Genomic DNA, 16830 nt, shown 5'->3' with positions numbered 1-16830 from the left:
ATAGTTAGTAAGTTTTTTTGATTTTAAAATTTAAGACGTGATGAAAGAGGTGTGCCATGAATGTACCTAATATATTGACCTCTATACGATTCGGGTTAGTCCCGATTTTTATCGTTGTTTTATTTTCATCACACCCAAACAATTTAAGGTTATCTGCATATATTTTTATAATTGCAGGTATTACGGATCTTCTTGACGGATACATAGCTCGGAAATACAATCTGATTACTAAATGGGGACAAGCTATGGACCCATTAGCAGATAAATTGATGCAATTAGCGGTACTCTTCGGTTTAACAGTAAAGCAACTGATCCCTATATGGGTCATTATTATTTTAGGGTTAAAAGAACTATTAATGATTTTTGGTGGTATTATTTTATATACTAAAGGTGGAAAAATAGTTATTCCTGCTGATAAGTACGGAAAGGCTGCAACAATTATTTTCTATATCGCTATATTATCCATCGTTTTTGGATTCCCTTATGGCAAATATCTAATTTTAATGACGGTACTGTTAACTTTATATGCTTTTACTAGGTATTTATTAGTGGGTGTGAATGAAATGAAGAAGTATAAAGCAAGCTAGTAGATGGTTTTAAACTAAGGAGGAAAAATAAATGAATACAAATTTACCTAAAAATTATGATCCAAACGAGTTTGAAAGTCGAATATATAATCACTGGATGGAAAAGGATTATTTTAAGGCAGAAGTTAATCCAGATAAGACACCTTATTCTATTGTGCTGCCTCCGCCAAATATTACAGGACAATTACATATTGGACATGCTTTAGACCATACATTACAAGACATATTAATTCGTTGGAAAAGGATGCAAGGGTTTGAAACCCTGTGGCAGCCAGGAACCGACCATGCTAGTATAGCAACAGAAGTAAAAGTTGTAGAAAAGGTAAGAGAAGAAGAAGGGCTATCTAAATTAGATCTAGGACGAGAGGGTTTTTTAGAAAAAGCTTGGCAGTGGCGTGACGAATATGGTCGTAAGATCGTAGAGCAAATGAAAAAGTTAGGTAACTCTTGTGACTGGGACCGAGAACGTTTTACAATGGATGAAGGATTAAGCGAAGCAGTAACAGAAGTTTTTATTAATCTATATGAAAAAGGATTAATTTATAGAGGGAACCGTATTATAAACTGGTGTCCTGACTGTAAAACTTCTTTATCTGATGCCGAGGTTGAGCATGAAGAAAAAGGTGGACATTTTTGGCATGTTAACTACCCAGTGGTAGATAGCGATGAAACAATTGAAATTGCAACAACAAGACCTGAAACAATGCTAGGGGATACAGCAGTTGCTGTTAATCCAAATGATGAGAGATATAATCATTTAATAGGGAAAAAAGCGATTGTACCTTTAATTAATAGAGAGATACCAATTATAGCAGATGACTATGTAGATCCTGAATTTGGAACCGGAGCGTTAAAAATTACACCGGCCCACGACCCAAATGACTTTGAAATTGGACTAAGACATAGTCTGCCACAAATTGTTGTTATGAATGATGATGCAACGATAAATAAAAATGGTGGCAAATTTGAGGGTTTAAATAGATATGAAGCAAGAAAACAAATTGTCAATGAATTAAAAGAAGCGGGATATTTAGCTAAAATTAAAGAACATCAACATAATGTAGGACAGTGCTATAGATGTGATACAGTTGTTGAGCCTTTAACTTCTGATCAGTGGTTTGTTAATATGGAGCCATTAGCTAAACCTGCTATTGAAGCTGTAAAAAATGAAAAAATAAAGTTTGTTCCTGAACGTTTTTCTAAAATATATTTACATTGGTTAGAAAATATTAGAGATTGGTGTATATCTAGACAATTATGGTGGGGACACCGAATTCCAGCTTACTACTGTCAAGATTGCCAAGCCCTTATGGTTTCAAAAGAAAAACCACATGCTTGCGATAAATGTGGTAGTGACAAGTTAAAACAAGATGAAGATGTTCTAGATACATGGTTTAGTTCTGCTTTATGGCCTTTTTCAACATTAGGTTGGCCTGAAAAAACAAAGGATTTAGCGTATTTCTATCCAACAGATGTATTAGTTACGGGGTATGATATTATATTTTTCTGGGTTGTAAGGATGGCTTTCTCAGGCCTTGAGTTTATGGATGAAGTACCTTTTAAACATGTATTTATTCATGGATTAGTAAGGGATTCTGACGGAAGAAAAATGAGTAAATCTTTAGGAAACGGCGTGGATCCTCTTGAAGTTATTGAGAAGTATGGAGCAGATGCTTTAAGGTTTACCCTTGTAACAGGTAATTCCCCAGGAAATGATATAAGGTTCCACATGGAAAAACTAGAGGCAAGTAGAAACTTTGCTAATAAATTGTGGAATGCAACACGATTTGTTTTAATGAATCTGGATGAAGAAAAAATTGCTTATGAAGATATAAAAGACGATTTAAATACAGCGGATCAATGGATACTTTCTAGATTAAATACCGTGGCAAAAGAAGTTACAGATAATATGGATAAGTTTGAGTTAGGGTTAGCAGCACAAAAAGTATATGACTTTATTTGGAGTGAATATTGTGACTGGTATATAGAACTGACGAAATCAAGACTATGGGGCGAAAATGTAAAGGAAAAGCAAGCAGCACAGTATACCTTAAGTTATGTTCTAAATAACATATTAAAACTATTACATCCATTCATGCCGTTTATTACAGAAGAGATATGGCAAAACATACCCGTATTCGAGGGTAGTGCAATTGTTGCACAGTGGCCAGTTTATAAAGAAAACCAAGTAAATAAAGAAGCAGAAGAAAAAATGGAATTAATCATGGAAGCAATTAAAAACCTAAGAAATGTAAGGGCAGAAATGAATGTTGCACCTTCTAAAAAGGCTAAATTAATTGTTTTACCAGGAAACGATCAAGCAAAAGCAACAATTCTTGAAGGGAAAAAATATTTTGTTGCCCTAGGTAGTGTAACGGAAATTGAGTTTACGACTGATAAAGAACAAATACCTGCTGATGCAGTTTCCACTGTCATTAATGGAGCGGAACTATTTTTACCCCTAGATGAGTTAATTGACTTTGAAAAAGAAATTCAAAGACTAGAAAAAGAGCAAGCAAAGCTCGAAGGGGAAATTAAACGGGTTGTAGGAAAATTATCGAATCAAGGTTTTTTAGCTAAAGCGCCTGAACACTTAGTACAAGTTGAAAAAGAAAAGCAGGTTAAGTATCAGCAAATGCTAGACGTTGTATTAGAAAGATTACAAGCCTTAAAGAAATAATTCAAATCAAAGCCAGTTAGTCATGTAAAGTGACTAACTGGTTTTTATAAAAGAAATGGAGAAAAGTAATGAATTATAATGAAGCTATGGATTATATAAAAAAAACAGCTAAGTTTGGAAGTAAGCTAGGGTTAGACAATATGCATCGATTGCTAAAAAAATTAGATAATCCTGAAAAAAAATTATCTGTAATTCATGTTGCTGGAACAAATGGTAAGGGCTCATCCTGTGCATTTATTAGTAATATTTTAGAGACTGCTGGATATAAGGTTGGCTTATATACATCTCCGAGTATCGAAGGGTTTAACGGACGTATCAAAATAAATGGAGAATCAATATCGGATAAAAACTTAGTTAATTTGACCAATAAAGTGAGAGGGCAGATTACAGAACTAGTTGAAGAGGGTTTTGATCACCCTACAGAGTTTGAAATTGTAACAGCCATTGCTTTTCAATATTTTTATGAAAAAGAAGTGGACTATCTCGTTTTAGAAGTTGGCTTAGGTGGGAGATTAGATGCAACTAATGTTGTGGAAAATCCGCTTTTATCTGTGATAACACCTATTGCTTTTGATCATATGGATTACTTAGGAGACAGTATAGAAGAAATTGCCCATGCAAAAGCAGGCATAGTAAAACAAAATGGATTTGTTGTTAGTGCACCACAACTTTCTGGCGCACTTCAGGTTATAAAGGAAGAATGCTTAAAGGAAAATAGTAAACTTTACATACAAGATTTGCGAGATTTAAAGATTAATTTTAGTCATTTATCTACACAAGGTTTTGATGTGAAAATCTTTGATAAATTATTTAGTTCTTTAGAGATTAAATTAATAGGTGATCATCAAATTGAAAACGCCGGTCTTGCCTTAATGGCAATAGAAATTTTAAGAACTAAAAGAAATGTTGTTATTGAAGATAGGCATATTTATGATGGTTTAAAAGAAACAAATTGGGCTGGAAGATTCGAGATTATAAAGGATAAGCCACTGACAATCATTGATGGTGCACACAATGTACATGCTGCGAAAAGATTGAATGAGAATATAAATAAACTACTGAGTGGTAGGGATATAACTTTAGTCATCGGTATGCTTGGTGACAAAGATGTTGATGGGGTGCTAAATTTTGTTGTTCCTTTCAGTAAGCGTGTTATTGTGACAACACCACAGAACCCAAGAGCCTTAGAGGCTAATGCTTTAGGGAAAAAGATAAAACTTATAGATGAGAAAATCGATATTAAAACAACAAAGTCGATTGAAAGCGCAGTGCAACAAGCTTATGAAATAACGCCAGAAAGAGATGTCATTTTATTTGTAGGCTCTTTATACATGATTAATGAAGTTCGTCATTGCATTAAAAAAAGTGATTAACCATTTGGTTAATCACTTTTTTTAATAAGTAAGTGAATAATATTGCTATAAATATCTTCTGAGTGATTTTTCCAATTGCTACAGATTTCTTTGGCCTGATTTACATTTGGGACATTCAACGTTAGCTCCATAATGGGCATATCTTTTTCGATAACAGCTAAATGAACCAAACACTCATTATTATCTAATTTTTTATAATCAGCTGTAATTTGGGCACTTTGAATGATTTCTATTTTTTTGCTTTTTACTAATTCATTAATTGCATTAATCGTATTCTTTGGAATACGATTAATAAAGAAATCAAGGGTATTTATCCCTTTTTTCGTTAATGTAATATATTCTAGTTGATCTTTTTCAGTTACTTCAACAAATCCTACTTCCTTTAACTCACTTATATATTGTTGTAACATAAAATAATTCATAAAGTCGTTTTCAAGAATAAATTCTGTTATTTGACCATTCGTTACAGGCATGTTAATTTCATTTAGTATATATAAAAGCACAAGTTTATTTTCTGCTAATTGTTCTGATGTGTTGACAAACATTAAAACACCTTCCTTAACTTCTCAATAATTATATATTATATCATACTTTTTATATGAAGAATCTCTAAAATATTTTATATATTTAATATTTAAGAATTTGTAGGATGCTACTTATTAGAATAAATTGTGAATGAAACAAATAAAAAAAGGAGACGCCAAGCTTTTGCTAAAGCGCCTCCTTTTTTATTGTGTATTTTTAATATTTATTTAATTATTTACCACTCATATTTCTTTCAGCCATTTCAACTAATCTTTTAGTCATGTATCCACCTACATAACCATTTTGACGAGATGTTAAAGTTCCTTTATCGATTTGCTCATAGTTAGAAAGACCTAATTCATTAGCAATTTCAGTTTTCATTTGATTTAAAGCTTGTCTCGCTTCTGGTACAACAACTCTATTTCTTGATGGCATAATTGTCTTCCTCCCTTGAATTTTTTACAACATCATCTTTCGATGTTGTAGTATTATTTTGACCGATTATTTACTTTATATGAATAGTATGTTTTGTATGATTTAAATAAAAATACCAGCTTAAATTACTACGGTTATTGCATTATTTTGATATAATATAGTATATTAGGGGGAATTAAAAATGAATCAAGAACAACTAACAAAAATGATTTTAGATTTAGGTGTTTCAAAAGTAGGATATTGTAATTTAGAAAATTTAGTGCCAGAAAATTATAAACATTTAAATAGTGGTATTTCTTTTGCGATTCAGTTATCGGAACAAATTGTGGAGGATATTGATCCGAGTGAAGGACCAACACACACATATTTTCATCATTATAGAACAGTCAATGCTTATATTGATCAGATTTCTTTAAAAATCATGATGAAATTACAGCAATTAGGTTATCTGGCCGTTGCAGTACCAGCTTCCCAGTCTATAAACAAAGACGGCTGGAAATATAAAGGTTTATTTCCCCATCGTACTGCGGCGACAAGAGCGGGTATTGGTTGGATAGGTAAAAACAATTGTTTAGTAACAAAAGAATTTGGACCAAGAGTCAGGCTCGGAACCATTTTAACGAATATGAACTTTGAATATAATGAGCCCATTGAACAAGATTCTTGTTGTAATTGCAACCTATGCGTTAAGTCTTGTCCTGCCATAGCTTTAAAAGGTACATCATGGACACCGAGCATTCCCCGTGAAGAAATACTAGATCCAAAGGCCTGTAGCGCGTATATGAGTAATCACTATAAACATATAGGCAGAGGATCTGTATGTGGTATATGTATAAAAGTATGTCCAAAAGGACTTAGAGTAGGGAAGTAACCCTACTCTAAGTAAGTTTGTTATCCATAGGTGTTTTTATATTTTTTCTATAACCGGCGTCATGAACCTCTAGTTGGGACAATTGAGATTTGATCTCTCTGTGAAAGTGTCGATTGTCATATTTATATGTCTTCGAACTTAATTCCACTCGGTGTCCATTAACATTTGTCCATTGACTCTTCCTTATAGACATAAAATCACCTCAGTACTATTATGGCGAAAGAATCAAAACTTAATTACGGGAATTTTTACAATTTGTTTTAAAAGAAGAGAAGTTTTTGGAGGTGCAATTTTGAATAGAAAATTTATCATTTTAATAGTATTGTCTTTACTAGTAGTACTAACCGGTTGTCAAAGCACAACAAATGAAAAGAACGTCTCATCTGAAAATATAGAAGAAATTGAAAATGATTTGCAAGAAAAAGATACTGTGGACAAAGAAGAAGAAATTGAGTTAGGAAAAACGGAACCTATTGATTTATCAGTAGTAAAGCCTAATGAAGCTGGTGAAATTATGGTGCTTATGTATCATCACATTGCCGAGCCTGAAGCGGAGTGGACCCGTACGCCAGACAATTTTAGAAGAGATTTACAAACCTTATATGATAAAGGGTATAGGCCTATTAGCTTAGAGGATTATGTAACAGGTAACATTAATACTGAGGCAGGCTTTAAACCGGTAGTATTAACCTTTGATGACGGTCCAAGGAATAATTTTAACATGATTGAAACGGATAATGACGAATGGGAAATAGACCCGGATAGCGCAGTCGGAATATTATTAGATTTTCATGAAAAAAATCCTGATTTTCCCCTGGAAGCAACATTCTTTATTAATGGTGGCGTACCCTTTGGTCAAGAAGAACTGGTTGAATACAAACTGAACTTTATTGTTGATCATGGAATGGATATAGGGAACCATACTTATAATCATATCAATTTCACAAATGCCACAGCAGATGAAATACAAGAAGAAATAGGAAGATTAAATAACCTAGTTAATAATTATTTACCGGATTATGAAGTCAATACCTTAGCCCTTCCTTTTGGATCAAAACCAAGAAGTAAAGAATTAAGAGAGTTCTTAGTGGAAGGAGAATACCAAGGTAATACGTATCATAATAGTGCCATTTTAGAGGTCGGTTGGGACCCCTACCATTCTCCGTATCATGATAAATTTGATCCAACAAGAATCCGTAGAGTAAGAGCCAGCGAAACAAAGGTTGATGGTGTAGGGATGTATGATTGGTTAAATATATTAGAACATGGCGGTAGAATACCCTTTGTTAGTGATGGTAATCCAGATCAAATTACTGTACCTGAAGGCTATGAAGAGAATATTAGAAAAAATTTAAATTTGCAAGTTAAAACCTATTAATAATCTTAAGGCGACCATTTAATGGTCGTTTTTTGTCTTTAATAACTAAGTATGAAAACCATATAAAAAAAGGTATAAAAGGAAGTAGTAAAAATGTACTTATAATATTAAAAAGACTGTGAGCATGGGCTATTTGTCTTGGAATATCATAAGGTGCTATATGAGTTGTAATTTTCACAAGTAAATGAATTAAAGGGAAACACAGTACTGTTCCCAAAATGTTAAATAATAGGTGGATTAATGCAGCTCTTTTACCAGTTCGACTTAGAGGTATGGATGCAATAATTGTTGTAACGCAGGTACCTATGTTAAGACCAAAAAGTACTACAATAGCACTGGTAACAGAAATAATATTATTAGCTCCTAAGGACTGAAGAATAGCTACTGCTGTACCACTGCTTTGTATAACAGCAGTCAATAAAAAACCACTCAGTAATCCTGATACAGGGTTGTTTTCTAGTGACAAAAAAATGGTATTTAGTATGTTTAAATCCTGTAAATAAAAAAAACCTTTTGTTAAAAAGTCAAGACCTAAGAAAACTAGAGAAAATCCAAAAAAAGTAATGCTAAAGGCTGTATATTTTTTTCTAAAGACTAAACCAAATAGGCAAGCAGCGATAAATATAATAACAACATAATTTCCTAGGCTAAAAGCAGTTAGTTGACCTGTAACGGTAGTGCCGATATTTGCCCCCATAATAATGGGGGTAGCTTGTTTTAAGGATAAAACTTTAGACTCAACAAGACTAATTAAAATGACAGTTGTACCACTACTAGATTGAAGCAGTGCAGTAACAATAATTCCGATGATTACCCCAAATAGTGGGTTAATGTTAAATTTTATTAACCAGACTTTAGCAGTTTTAGAAACAATTTGATGCATGCCAGATGTTAAAAAATATATACCAATTAAAAAAAGACAGATTCCAACGATTAGGTTGATTGTATAACTGATCAGCATGCTTCCATCACCTCGTTAAATGTATACGTTAAAAATAAAAGTTAATACCTAATTAAAATATAGGTTTAAATAAAAACATAGTAATATTATTAGAAATTTACAATATGGTTAAAAGCATATATTGTATTAGAATTGCAATGATTCTTATACTTATTTTTCACTACTGTAGTTAAAATCTAAAAAAATGGTATTATTTTGAAGGAGTTTAGAGAAAAAAAGAGAATAAATACCTTCATATTAGTTAGTATGTTTTTTAGTAAAGGAGCACAGTAATTTATGGAGTTAACCTATCAGAAGATAAAGTCGAAACAACTTAATATTATATTGATCGTGCTATGTATATGTGTTCTATATATTACTGTAGCTATAATGTTTAATAGACAAAGTTATGTCCCATCCAAGCGTGACTTAGGGGTGTTGGATTTATCTGATTGGCATGCTGAAGAGCACGGCCTTGTAGAACTAAATGAGGGTTGGGAATTTTATTGGCAAAAACTTTTAAGTCCTAGTGACTTTCAAAATACGAGTTTGTTAAATCCGGAAGGATACTTTAGCATTTCTAGAGGGTGGCATGAATATAACGTTGATGGTGCTAAGTTACCACAGTTTGGATATGGCACTTATCGATTAAGGATACAATTAAAAGAGAATGAAAGTATGCTTGGATTAAAAATCATGGATGTGCGCTCCGCATATAATCTTTGGATAGATAATGAACAAATGCTATCAGTAGGAAGGGTAGGTACAAATAAAAGTAGCACTGACCCTGAGGTAGAACCCCAAACAGTCTATTTTCAACCAGAAAGCAATGAATTTGAAATACTTATACAGGTATCAGATTTTGAGTACATAGAGAGATCGTCCCGACCAAATATTATGCTAGGAACATCAGAAAATATTAACGCTGAAACCGTAAAAAGTTTAACTAAATACTTAATTCTTTTAGGAAGTTTTTTAATCATGGGCGTATACCATCTAATGCTTTATGTATTCAGAAGAAAGGAAAAATCAACATTATACTATGCCTTGTTTAGCTTTTTAATTGCTTTACGAACAGTTTTTTTTGGAGAAAAGTTAATAAGTGGCATAATAGAAATTCCATATAAGTTAGAGATGCAAATAAGAACCCTTATTTTAACCCTGACTTTCATTGTGCTTTTGCATTTCTTTAGCACCCTGTATGCGAATGTGATCAATAGAAAAATAAATCAATTATTTGTTTCAGTGTTTGCTATTTTAACAACTTTGATTATTATACTCAGTAACGACTATATAGTTGTACTTTTCTTTGAAAGACTATATATGTATGTTCAGATACTTTTCGGAATTTATATGATTAACGTAGTAATAAAAGCCTATGTTAAGAAATGCCATGGTGCGAATTTAATAATATTTGGTATACTTTTTATGTTTCTAACAATGTTAGCAGATCTATTCATGAGTAGGGACTACTTCATGCCTTTGGGACTTCTTACTTTTGTATTTCTAAATGCTGTGGTTTTAGCATCTAAATTTAATAATGCATTTACACAAGTAGAGCTCTTGTCAGGGGAACTTAGCGTGAAAAGAGAAGAACTTGAAGCGTACAATAAATCACTTGAGGATGAAGTAGATGCAAGAACAGAAGATCTAAGGGAAAGAAATACAGCAATACAAAGTTTATTGAACCACTCTGATCAAGGGTTTTTAACATTTAAAGAGGACTTAATAATTGGAGATGAATATAGTGAGAAATGTTTAGAAATTTTTGATTCAGAAATAGACAAAAATATTATAACCGATGTATTTAAGTTAGATAAGGATGAAAAACAGTTTTTTGAAAGTTTAGTAGAAAAGATTATAAAAGAGGAAAGTAGCTTTAAAAGAGATGTTTTTGTATCTTTACTGCCTAAGGATTTTTATATTAACAATAAAAATATATTAGCAGAATATAAAGTCATTGAGGATCGAGATCTAAAAATAATGGTGATTCTTACAGATATAACAGATAAAAAAGAGTTAGAAAGTGAAATTACAAAAGAAAGAAATCGTTTAACTTCGGTCATACAAATTACAAATAATAAAACACATATTAAAAAGTCGTTAAAAAAGTTCTATAAATTATGGCAAAGTGTACTTGATGATAATTACATGGATCACACTCAAAATAAAGCTATATCATTGCTAAGAGAGATACATACTTTTAAAGGCACATTTGCTCAAATGGGATTAATAAAAGTATCTGAAAAGCTAAATGATATTGAAATCATGATAAAAGGTTTCTTAAATAGATACTCAGAAGATTATAATGACACCATCATTAAGATATTTGACATGCAGATAAAAAAATTAAGTCTTGACGTTATTAAAAGTTGGGTAGATGAAGATATAAATACTGCAAAATATTATTTAGGAGAAGATATTCTTTCAAATAGTGAGAATCAAATAATGGTGAGTGAGAAGCAGATTAAAAAGTTTGAAGAAAAAATTATAGCATTACAAATTCCAAACAGTGAAAAAGATAAAATCCTAAGACAAGTGTTAAAACTATCCTATAAGTCTTTAAAAGAGTTGGTTAAACCATATAAAAGATACGTAGAATCTACTGCAAAAAAATATAATAAACGAATTAAGTTTAAAATTGTTGAAAATAACAAGGTAGAGATTAATCCAGACATTTATGATGGTTTTCTAAAGTCCTTAGTACACATATTCAATAATATGATTGATCATGGGATAGAGACAGCGGAGGAACGAATAGAGCATGAAAAAGAGGAAGTAGGAAAAATTCAGTGCGTAATTAGTCAATTGGAAAACAAAATGATTGAAATAGTATTAAGAGATGATGGTAGAGGAATAGATATTTCTAAATTAAAGGAAAAAGCATTAGACCTAGAAATAATTAAAAAGGGACAGGACATAACAGAAAATCAGCTGATTGATATAATATTTAAAGATGGTTTTTCAACGCTAGATAAAGATAGTGGCATATCTGGAAAAGGGGTTGGATTGGCAGCACTAAAAAAGCAGATAGATATTTTAGGGGGTAATATAAAAGTAACTTATGAAGCTGGTAAGGGAACTTGCTTTTTAATTTTATTACCAATAATAGAAGTATAGTAAATAGTTAAGTGAAAGGGGGAATTACATGGCTAGAATATTAATTGTTGATGATTCACTGGCGATGAGAAAAAATTTAAAGAATATTATAGAAAGAATTAACCACCAAGTTGTAGGTGAGGCTAAAAGTGGAGAACAGGCGATAACTTTATATAAAGAACTAAGGCCAGATTTGGTAACAATGGACATTACTATGCCTGGCATGGGGGGAATAGAAGCTGTTAAAAGAATTATAAGTGACAATCCAGACGCGAAAATAATGATGGTAAGTGCAATGTCACAAAAAACCTTTGTACTCCAGGCAGTACAAGCAGGAGCACTAAATTATATTATAAAGCCTATAGATGTAAACACGATAGATCAGGTCATTAATAAAACGCTTCAAATGACTAGTAGAATATCAAAAGGAGAAGTAGATCGAAAATCTTTTAAACAACCAACTAATAAAATTCTTGATAATTTATTTAATTGGGAATATGATAAAATAGAACATATGTATAAAGTCAGTATTTATAGCAATATAAACCATACTAGCTTTGTAGAATTAAATTCAAAAATAGCAACAATTATGTTTGAGGCATCTTTAAAGATTCAGTTTTACTTTTACGATGATGCGAATACCATTGATATAAATATATTAACTCAATTACAGGACTTAATTGTAAACTTAAAAAACGTAGGTGCAACTGTAGAAATTAATACAAATAATAGTGAAATAAAAGCATTTTTTCTAGAATTGACAGTATAAACTTAATATTGAATCCAAACTTTCACTTTAAATAGTGAAAGTTTTTTTATATAATAGGAAAGTTTTACTTTTCTACTATATAAAAAATAGGGGTTGTAGGAGAAATCCCATGCCGTTCTAAGGAAGGTGCTCAGACAGCTTTGAGTTGTCGAAGTAAACCCTAGGTTTATTAGGGAAAGTGGCGTAAGCCACTTTTTTTATTTGAAAAGTTCATTAGTTTAAAGTAAATCATTAATATTTGTATGAAAATAGGAATACATTTGTATAAAGTAGTTTTAGGAGGATGAGTATGCGATTATATGTTATTCCAAGAAAAATGATCTATATTTTAATAGGCGTTATTATTGTTTTAATTGGACTAGGGGTTTATGCTACTGGCTTTACAGACAGTGTAGCAGGGGTGTTTTCTAGTGATAGAAAGTTACCTATTTATAGTGTGGATACAGCGGAAAAAAAAGTGGCTATTAGCTTTGATGCTGCTTGGGGTGATGAGTATACAGATCAAATATTAGATACTTTAGATAAATATAATGTTAAAACGACTTTTTTTCTAGTAGGATTTTGGGTCGATAAGTATCCTGATATGGTTCAAAAAATTCATGAGCGAGGACATGAGGTAGGCAATCACTCAACAACTCATCCTCATATGTCAAGATTAACTAGAGAACAAATTATAAAAGAACTACAAGAAACAGGCAATAAAATAGATGAAATTATAGGCTATCAGCCTACTGTATTTAGACCACCTTTTGGTGATTATAATAATTTATTAATAGATACAGCTAAAGAGATCGGTTATTATACAATACAGTGGGATATAGACTCACTAGATTGGAAAGAAATGGGAGTGAAACCTGTTGTTGATAGAGTTTCCAACAATGCAAAAAATGGATCAATTATTTTGTTTCACAATAATGCAAAATATGTAGCAGAATTTTTACCTTTGGTATTGGAGCAACTACAAAGTAAAGGATTTGAAATTGTGCCTATTTCAGATTTAATATATAAGGAAAATTATACAATTGATCATGCTGGAAGACAAAAGAAACTGAATTAATAAAAATTACATAATTTATGAAGCCTTGTCTAAACTAATTAAACCATATTAAATATAGGCATATATGATTACTTAGATAAGGAGATGAGTAAATGATAATTGACGGCATTGGAATAAATGGTGTCACTTGTGATTCTCGAAAAGTAAAAAAAGGAGATGCCTTTGTAGCGGTTAGAGGGGAAAAGTCAGATGGGAATCTATTTATTAAAGAGGCTGTAAAGAATGGAGCCTCAATTATTTTTACGGATTCCCATAATATTGATGAAGATGCCTTAGATAAAAAAAATATCAAGGTAAAAAAAGTTTCAAACACTAGAAAAAAACTTGCTCAACTATGCAATGAATTTTATAACTTCCCATCAGAAAAATTAAAAGTAATTGGTGTAACTGGAACTAATGGAAAAACAACTACTAGTCATTTAATCTATAAAATCCTTAAAGATGCTGGCGTATCAGTGGGATTAATTGGTACATTATATGTAAAAATTAACGATAAAACGTATAAAACTAACTTAACGACACCTGATCAAGAACAAATATTTCACTATCTATCTTTAATGGAAAAAGAAGACGTACAAGTGGTTGTTATGGAAGTTTCATCTCATGCATTAGAGAGTTACCGAGTTTTTGGGATAGATTTTGATATAGCTATTCATACAAATATAGGTAGGGATCATCTTGATTTTCATAAAACTATGGAAAACTATATTGCTAGTAAAAAGAAACTTTTCGACTCCTTATCTACTGGAAAAATTGCATTAATTAACTTAGATGATGAGCATGGACTAAAACTATTGGATAAAAATAACGATATAATTGTTTTGACCTATGGACTAAATCAAAGATCAACAATTACTGCTTCAAGTTTAGATATAGATTTCAATGTGTCTTTTACATATTGTTTGCAAAGGGGGCTAACAACTTTAACAGGTGCAGAATTAGAGCCCTTTGAGTTTCCTATTAGTCTTAATTTATTAGGAAGACATAACATGTATAACGCGCTTCCTGCAATCACGACTTGTTTATTGTTAGATATCCCTATTTCTAAAATAAGTAAATCTTTAAAAGAGATTCAGAGTGTACCCAGAAGAATGGAAATAGTATATCAGAAGGACATTTGCATAATTGATGATTTTTGCCATAATCCTTTAAGTTATGAAGCAGTTTTTCAGACAATACAAAATATGAGTTTTTGCAATTTACATATTGTAAATGCAATAAGAGGTAATAGAGGGAAAAAAGTAAATGATGAAATTGCTTCTGTAATACAGAACTGGGCAAAAATATTAAATGTAAAAAATGTATTTCTTACTTCAAGTCGAGATTGTGTTTCTGGTAATGATTATGTAACCGAAGAGGAGAGAGATGCATTTTTTTCTACATTGAAAAATGGACAAATTATATTTCAATATGAGGATAGGTTATTCGATGCCATAAAAAAAACCATTAGTTATATGAAAAAAGGAGATATGCTTTTATTACTTGGTGCCCAAGGGATGAACATGGGTGCTAAATTAGCGTTAATGTTAGTTGAGGATTATATAAATAAAACTAATTTCGATTTAAATAACCATGAAAACTTAATGCGTGGCAACTCAAATTACTTGAGAGAATTACATCATTAAATTTAATAATATAATTTCTCTAAGATTTAATTTAATATAAGGAATATTTAGCTTAACTTCTGAATAATATTTTTAAAGATTGTACTATTTTATAACTCTAAGTGAAACTATGCTTAGAGAATTTTAAGAAAATAGTATTATAAAAAAACATAAGAGTATAAGGGGGAGTTAAGCTTTATGGTAGATCATGTAATTGATACAAATGTTGTTTCGGTAGTAGGTAAAGTAGTGGGAGAAAAAACTTTTAGTCACGAAATTTATGGGGAAGGATTTTATACTTATCATATCGAGGTTCCTAGACTCAGTGATATAACAGACACGCTTCCACTGACAATATCAGATCGATTGCTTGTTGATATGGACTTAATCCCTGGTGATTTAGTCAAAATTGAAGGGCAACTAAGATCGTACAATAAGTTTATGGATGGAAATAACAGACTAATATTAACGGTATTTGTGAGGGAAATTGAAAAGATTGATGATATGGGCTCATATAAGAATCCAAACCAAATAGAGCTGGAGGGTTTTATATGTAAAGAACCAGTGTATAGAGAAACACCTTTTGGAAGGGAAATTACTGATCTTCTAGTGGCAGTAAATAGGCCTTACAATAAGTCTGATTATATTCCTTGTATAGCGTGGGGAAGAAATGCAAGATTTTCATCAAAACTAAATGTAGGAGATCAAGTTAAAACTTGGGGTCGTATTCAAAGTAGACAATATCAAAAGAAACTAAATGATGGTAGAGTTATAGATAAAGTAGCATATGAGGTTTCAATTTCAAAAATGGAGAAAGTAGAAAAAGAAAACGTCGAAGAAATAGTTTAAGTAACATCAAAAAGTAGTATTACTATTGTTTAAGTAATACTACTTTTCTACTGTATAAAAAAGGAGACGTTGAGAACCAAAGGAATTCATATTAAAGTGGCGTTAGCCATTTTTTTATTTTGAGAAAATCGATGAATATAAACCTAAGTGTGTCTAAGGCATCTTAACGTCGTTGAATGATATAATATAGTAATTAAAAATAAATATAGAAAATTTAACCAATAAAAAGGAAAAAAAAACTATCTGTAGAAATCTATACATATGAGGAAATTGCATAATTAAATTTGTAAAACATAGAAAAAGAAAGTATGTTAAACTAACCTCACTAAAAGTGAAATTTAAAATAATCGTTTAAGTTTTACAAAGTATGCAAAGTCCTCCTTACGATTTTATCTTAATTCTTGTGCTTATTAAGCTGCAATATTTAACGACTTACTTAAGTTTACTGCAATAGTTCCTGCTACTAAAGCTATACAGTTAAGTAATGCATGTATTTTAGCCTTTTTAATACCCTTGGATCTAATATTGTTTAAATTAAGGTATTCTTTAAGTCTACTGTTACATCTTTCAACAGATGTTCTTTTATCATATTGTTTTTTCCATTCATTTGAAGATCTTAAAGGATAACCATGCAGTCTTGGATTCTCTTTGTAATTAAGTTTC

General features: G+C 31.3%; 15 protein-coding genes. 10 read left to right on the top strand and 5 right to left on the bottom strand.

All coding sequences use genetic code 11. The features are described 5' to 3' along the window. The first annotated feature begins 56 nt into the window (after positions 1–56). The 3 genes from RH915_RS07810 to RH915_RS07800 all read left to right on the top strand — a co-directional run bounded on the left by RH915_RS07810 (position 57) and on the right by RH915_RS07800 (position 4640). Positions 57–587, top strand: coding sequence for a CDP-alcohol phosphatidyltransferase family protein (locus tag RH915_RS07810; RefSeq protein ID WP_310479099.1), 531 nt, complete (start codon positions 57–59; stop codon positions 585–587). A gap of 31 nt (positions 588–618) precedes the next feature. Beyond that, the gene (locus RH915_RS07805) at positions 619–3267 is read left to right on the top strand and encodes a valine--tRNA ligase (RefSeq protein ID WP_310479098.1); all 2649 of its coding nucleotides are present in this window, start codon (positions 619–621) and stop codon (positions 3265–3267) included. Positions 3268–3335: 68 nt separating this feature from the next. After that, positions 3336–4640 (top strand): bifunctional folylpolyglutamate synthase/dihydrofolate synthase, encoded by a 1305-nt coding sequence (locus RH915_RS07800; protein WP_310479096.1) that lies wholly within the window; start codon positions 3336–3338, stop codon positions 4638–4640. Between the two features lie 8 nt (positions 4641–4648). Here the strand turns inward: RH915_RS07800 and RH915_RS07795 are convergent, their stop codons facing one another. Together RH915_RS07795 and RH915_RS07790 are read right to left on the bottom strand one after the other, a co-directional pair. Continuing rightward, positions 4649–5185 carry a DUF4364 family protein gene (locus RH915_RS07795; protein ID WP_310479095.1) on the bottom strand — a complete coding sequence of 179 codons (537 nt, stop codon included), beginning with the start codon at positions 5183–5185 and terminating at the stop codon, positions 4649–4651. Positions 5186–5396: 211 nt separating this feature from the next. Beyond that, complete coding sequence (locus tag RH915_RS07790; protein WP_310479094.1) at positions 5397–5600, bottom strand: alpha/beta-type small acid-soluble spore protein; 204 nt, start codon at positions 5598–5600, stop codon at positions 5397–5399. Between the two features lie 181 nt (positions 5601–5781). On the opposite strand from RH915_RS07790, the gene RH915_RS07785 reads away from it, so the two are divergent. Further along, entirely contained in the window at positions 5782–6471 is a 690-nt protein-coding gene (locus RH915_RS07785; protein ID WP_310479093.1) for a 4Fe-4S dicluster domain-containing protein, read from the top strand. 7 nt (positions 6472–6478) lie between these two features. On the opposite strand, the gene RH915_RS07780 is transcribed toward RH915_RS07785, so the two are convergent. After that, on the bottom strand, positions 6479–6664 hold the full coding sequence (locus tag RH915_RS07780; protein ID WP_310479092.1) for a hypothetical protein: 186 nt from the start codon (positions 6662–6664) through the stop codon (positions 6479–6481). A 99-nt stretch (positions 6665–6763) separates the two neighbouring features. On the opposite strand from RH915_RS07780, the gene RH915_RS07775 reads away from it, so the two are divergent. Then, positions 6764–7849, top strand: a complete 1086-nt coding sequence (locus RH915_RS07775) for a polysaccharide deacetylase family protein (RefSeq protein ID WP_310479091.1) — start codon at positions 6764–6766, stop codon at positions 7847–7849. On the opposite strand, the gene RH915_RS07770 is transcribed toward RH915_RS07775, so the two are convergent. Further along, positions 7836–8810, bottom strand: a complete 975-nt coding sequence (locus RH915_RS07770) for a Na/Pi cotransporter family protein (protein WP_310479089.1) — start codon at positions 8808–8810, stop codon at positions 7836–7838. The genes RH915_RS07775 and RH915_RS07770 overlap by 14 nt on opposite strands. A 276-nt stretch (positions 8811–9086) precedes the next feature. Here RH915_RS07770 and RH915_RS07765 point away from each other — a divergent pair, with 276 nt between their 5' ends. From RH915_RS07765 to RH915_RS07745, 5 genes are all read left to right on the top strand, one after another. Further along, complete coding sequence (locus RH915_RS07765) at positions 9087–11909, top strand: 7TM diverse intracellular signaling domain-containing protein (RefSeq protein ID WP_310479088.1); 2823 nt, start codon at positions 9087–9089, stop codon at positions 11907–11909. A 28-nt stretch (positions 11910–11937) separates the two neighbouring features. Then, on the top strand, positions 11938–12657 hold the full coding sequence (locus tag RH915_RS11515) for a response regulator (protein WP_331618356.1): 720 nt from the start codon (positions 11938–11940) through the stop codon (positions 12655–12657). A 289-nt stretch (positions 12658–12946) separates the two neighbouring features. Continuing rightward, complete coding sequence (locus RH915_RS07755) at positions 12947–13714, top strand: polysaccharide deacetylase family protein (protein WP_310479086.1); 768 nt, start codon at positions 12947–12949, stop codon at positions 13712–13714. 92 nt (positions 13715–13806) lie between these two features. Next, positions 13807–15339, top strand: a complete 1533-nt coding sequence (locus RH915_RS07750) for a Mur ligase family protein (protein ID WP_310479085.1) — start codon at positions 13807–13809, stop codon at positions 15337–15339. 177 nt (positions 15340–15516) lie between these two features. After that, positions 15517–16167 (top strand): single-stranded DNA-binding protein, encoded by a 651-nt coding sequence (locus tag RH915_RS07745; protein WP_310479084.1) that lies wholly within the window; start codon positions 15517–15519, stop codon positions 16165–16167. A gap of 410 nt (positions 16168–16577) precedes the next feature. On the opposite strand, the gene RH915_RS07740 is transcribed toward RH915_RS07745, so the two are convergent. Continuing rightward, on the bottom strand, positions 16578–16830 hold a 253-nt coding region (locus tag RH915_RS07740; protein WP_310479082.1), incomplete at its 5' end, for a transposase.

The sequence above is a fragment of the Serpentinicella sp. ANB-PHB4 genome (genome assembly GCF_031432315.1).
GTDB lineage: Bacteria > Bacillota > Clostridia > Peptostreptococcales > Natronincolaceae > Serpentinicella.
The sequence above is the reverse complement of the archived record's forward strand: the minus strand, read 5'-3'. Positions and strand labels throughout refer to the sequence as shown.

Bases quoted from the DNA above. Each gene is read 5' to 3' on its own strand.
- RH915_RS07800 (WP_310479096.1), top strand. From the start codon at position 3,336: ATGAATTATAATGAAGCTATGGATTATATAAAAAAAACAGCTAAGTTT.
- RH915_RS07785 (WP_310479093.1), top strand. From the start codon at position 5,782: ATGAATCAAGAACAACTAACAAAAATGATTTTAGATTTAGGTGTTTCA.
- RH915_RS07795 (WP_310479095.1), bottom strand. From the start codon at position 5,185: ATGTTTGTCAACACATCAGAACAATTAGCAGAAAATAAACTTGTGCTT.
- RH915_RS07770 (WP_310479089.1), bottom strand. From the start codon at position 8,810: ATGCTGATCAGTTATACAATCAACCTAATCGTTGGAATCTGTCTTTTT.
- RH915_RS07810 (WP_310479099.1), top strand. From the start codon at position 57: ATGAATGTACCTAATATATTGACCTCTATACGATTCGGGTTAGTCCCG.
- RH915_RS07755 (WP_310479086.1), top strand. From the start codon at position 12,947: ATGCGATTATATGTTATTCCAAGAAAAATGATCTATATTTTAATAGGC.
- RH915_RS07805 (WP_310479098.1), top strand. From the start codon at position 619: ATGAATACAAATTTACCTAAAAATTATGATCCAAACGAGTTTGAAAGT.
- RH915_RS07745 (WP_310479084.1), top strand. From the start codon at position 15,517: ATGGTAGATCATGTAATTGATACAAATGTTGTTTCGGTAGTAGGTAAA.
- RH915_RS11515 (WP_331618356.1), top strand. From the start codon at position 11,938: ATGGCTAGAATATTAATTGTTGATGATTCACTGGCGATGAGAAAAAAT.
- RH915_RS07780 (WP_310479092.1), bottom strand. From the start codon at position 6,664: ATGTCTATAAGGAAGAGTCAATGGACAAATGTTAATGGACACCGAGTG.
- RH915_RS07765 (WP_310479088.1), top strand. From the start codon at position 9,087: ATGGAGTTAACCTATCAGAAGATAAAGTCGAAACAACTTAATATTATA.
- RH915_RS07790 (WP_310479094.1), bottom strand. From the start codon at position 5,600: ATGCCATCAAGAAATAGAGTTGTTGTACCAGAAGCGAGACAAGCTTTA.
- RH915_RS07750 (WP_310479085.1), top strand. From the start codon at position 13,807: ATGATAATTGACGGCATTGGAATAAATGGTGTCACTTGTGATTCTCGA.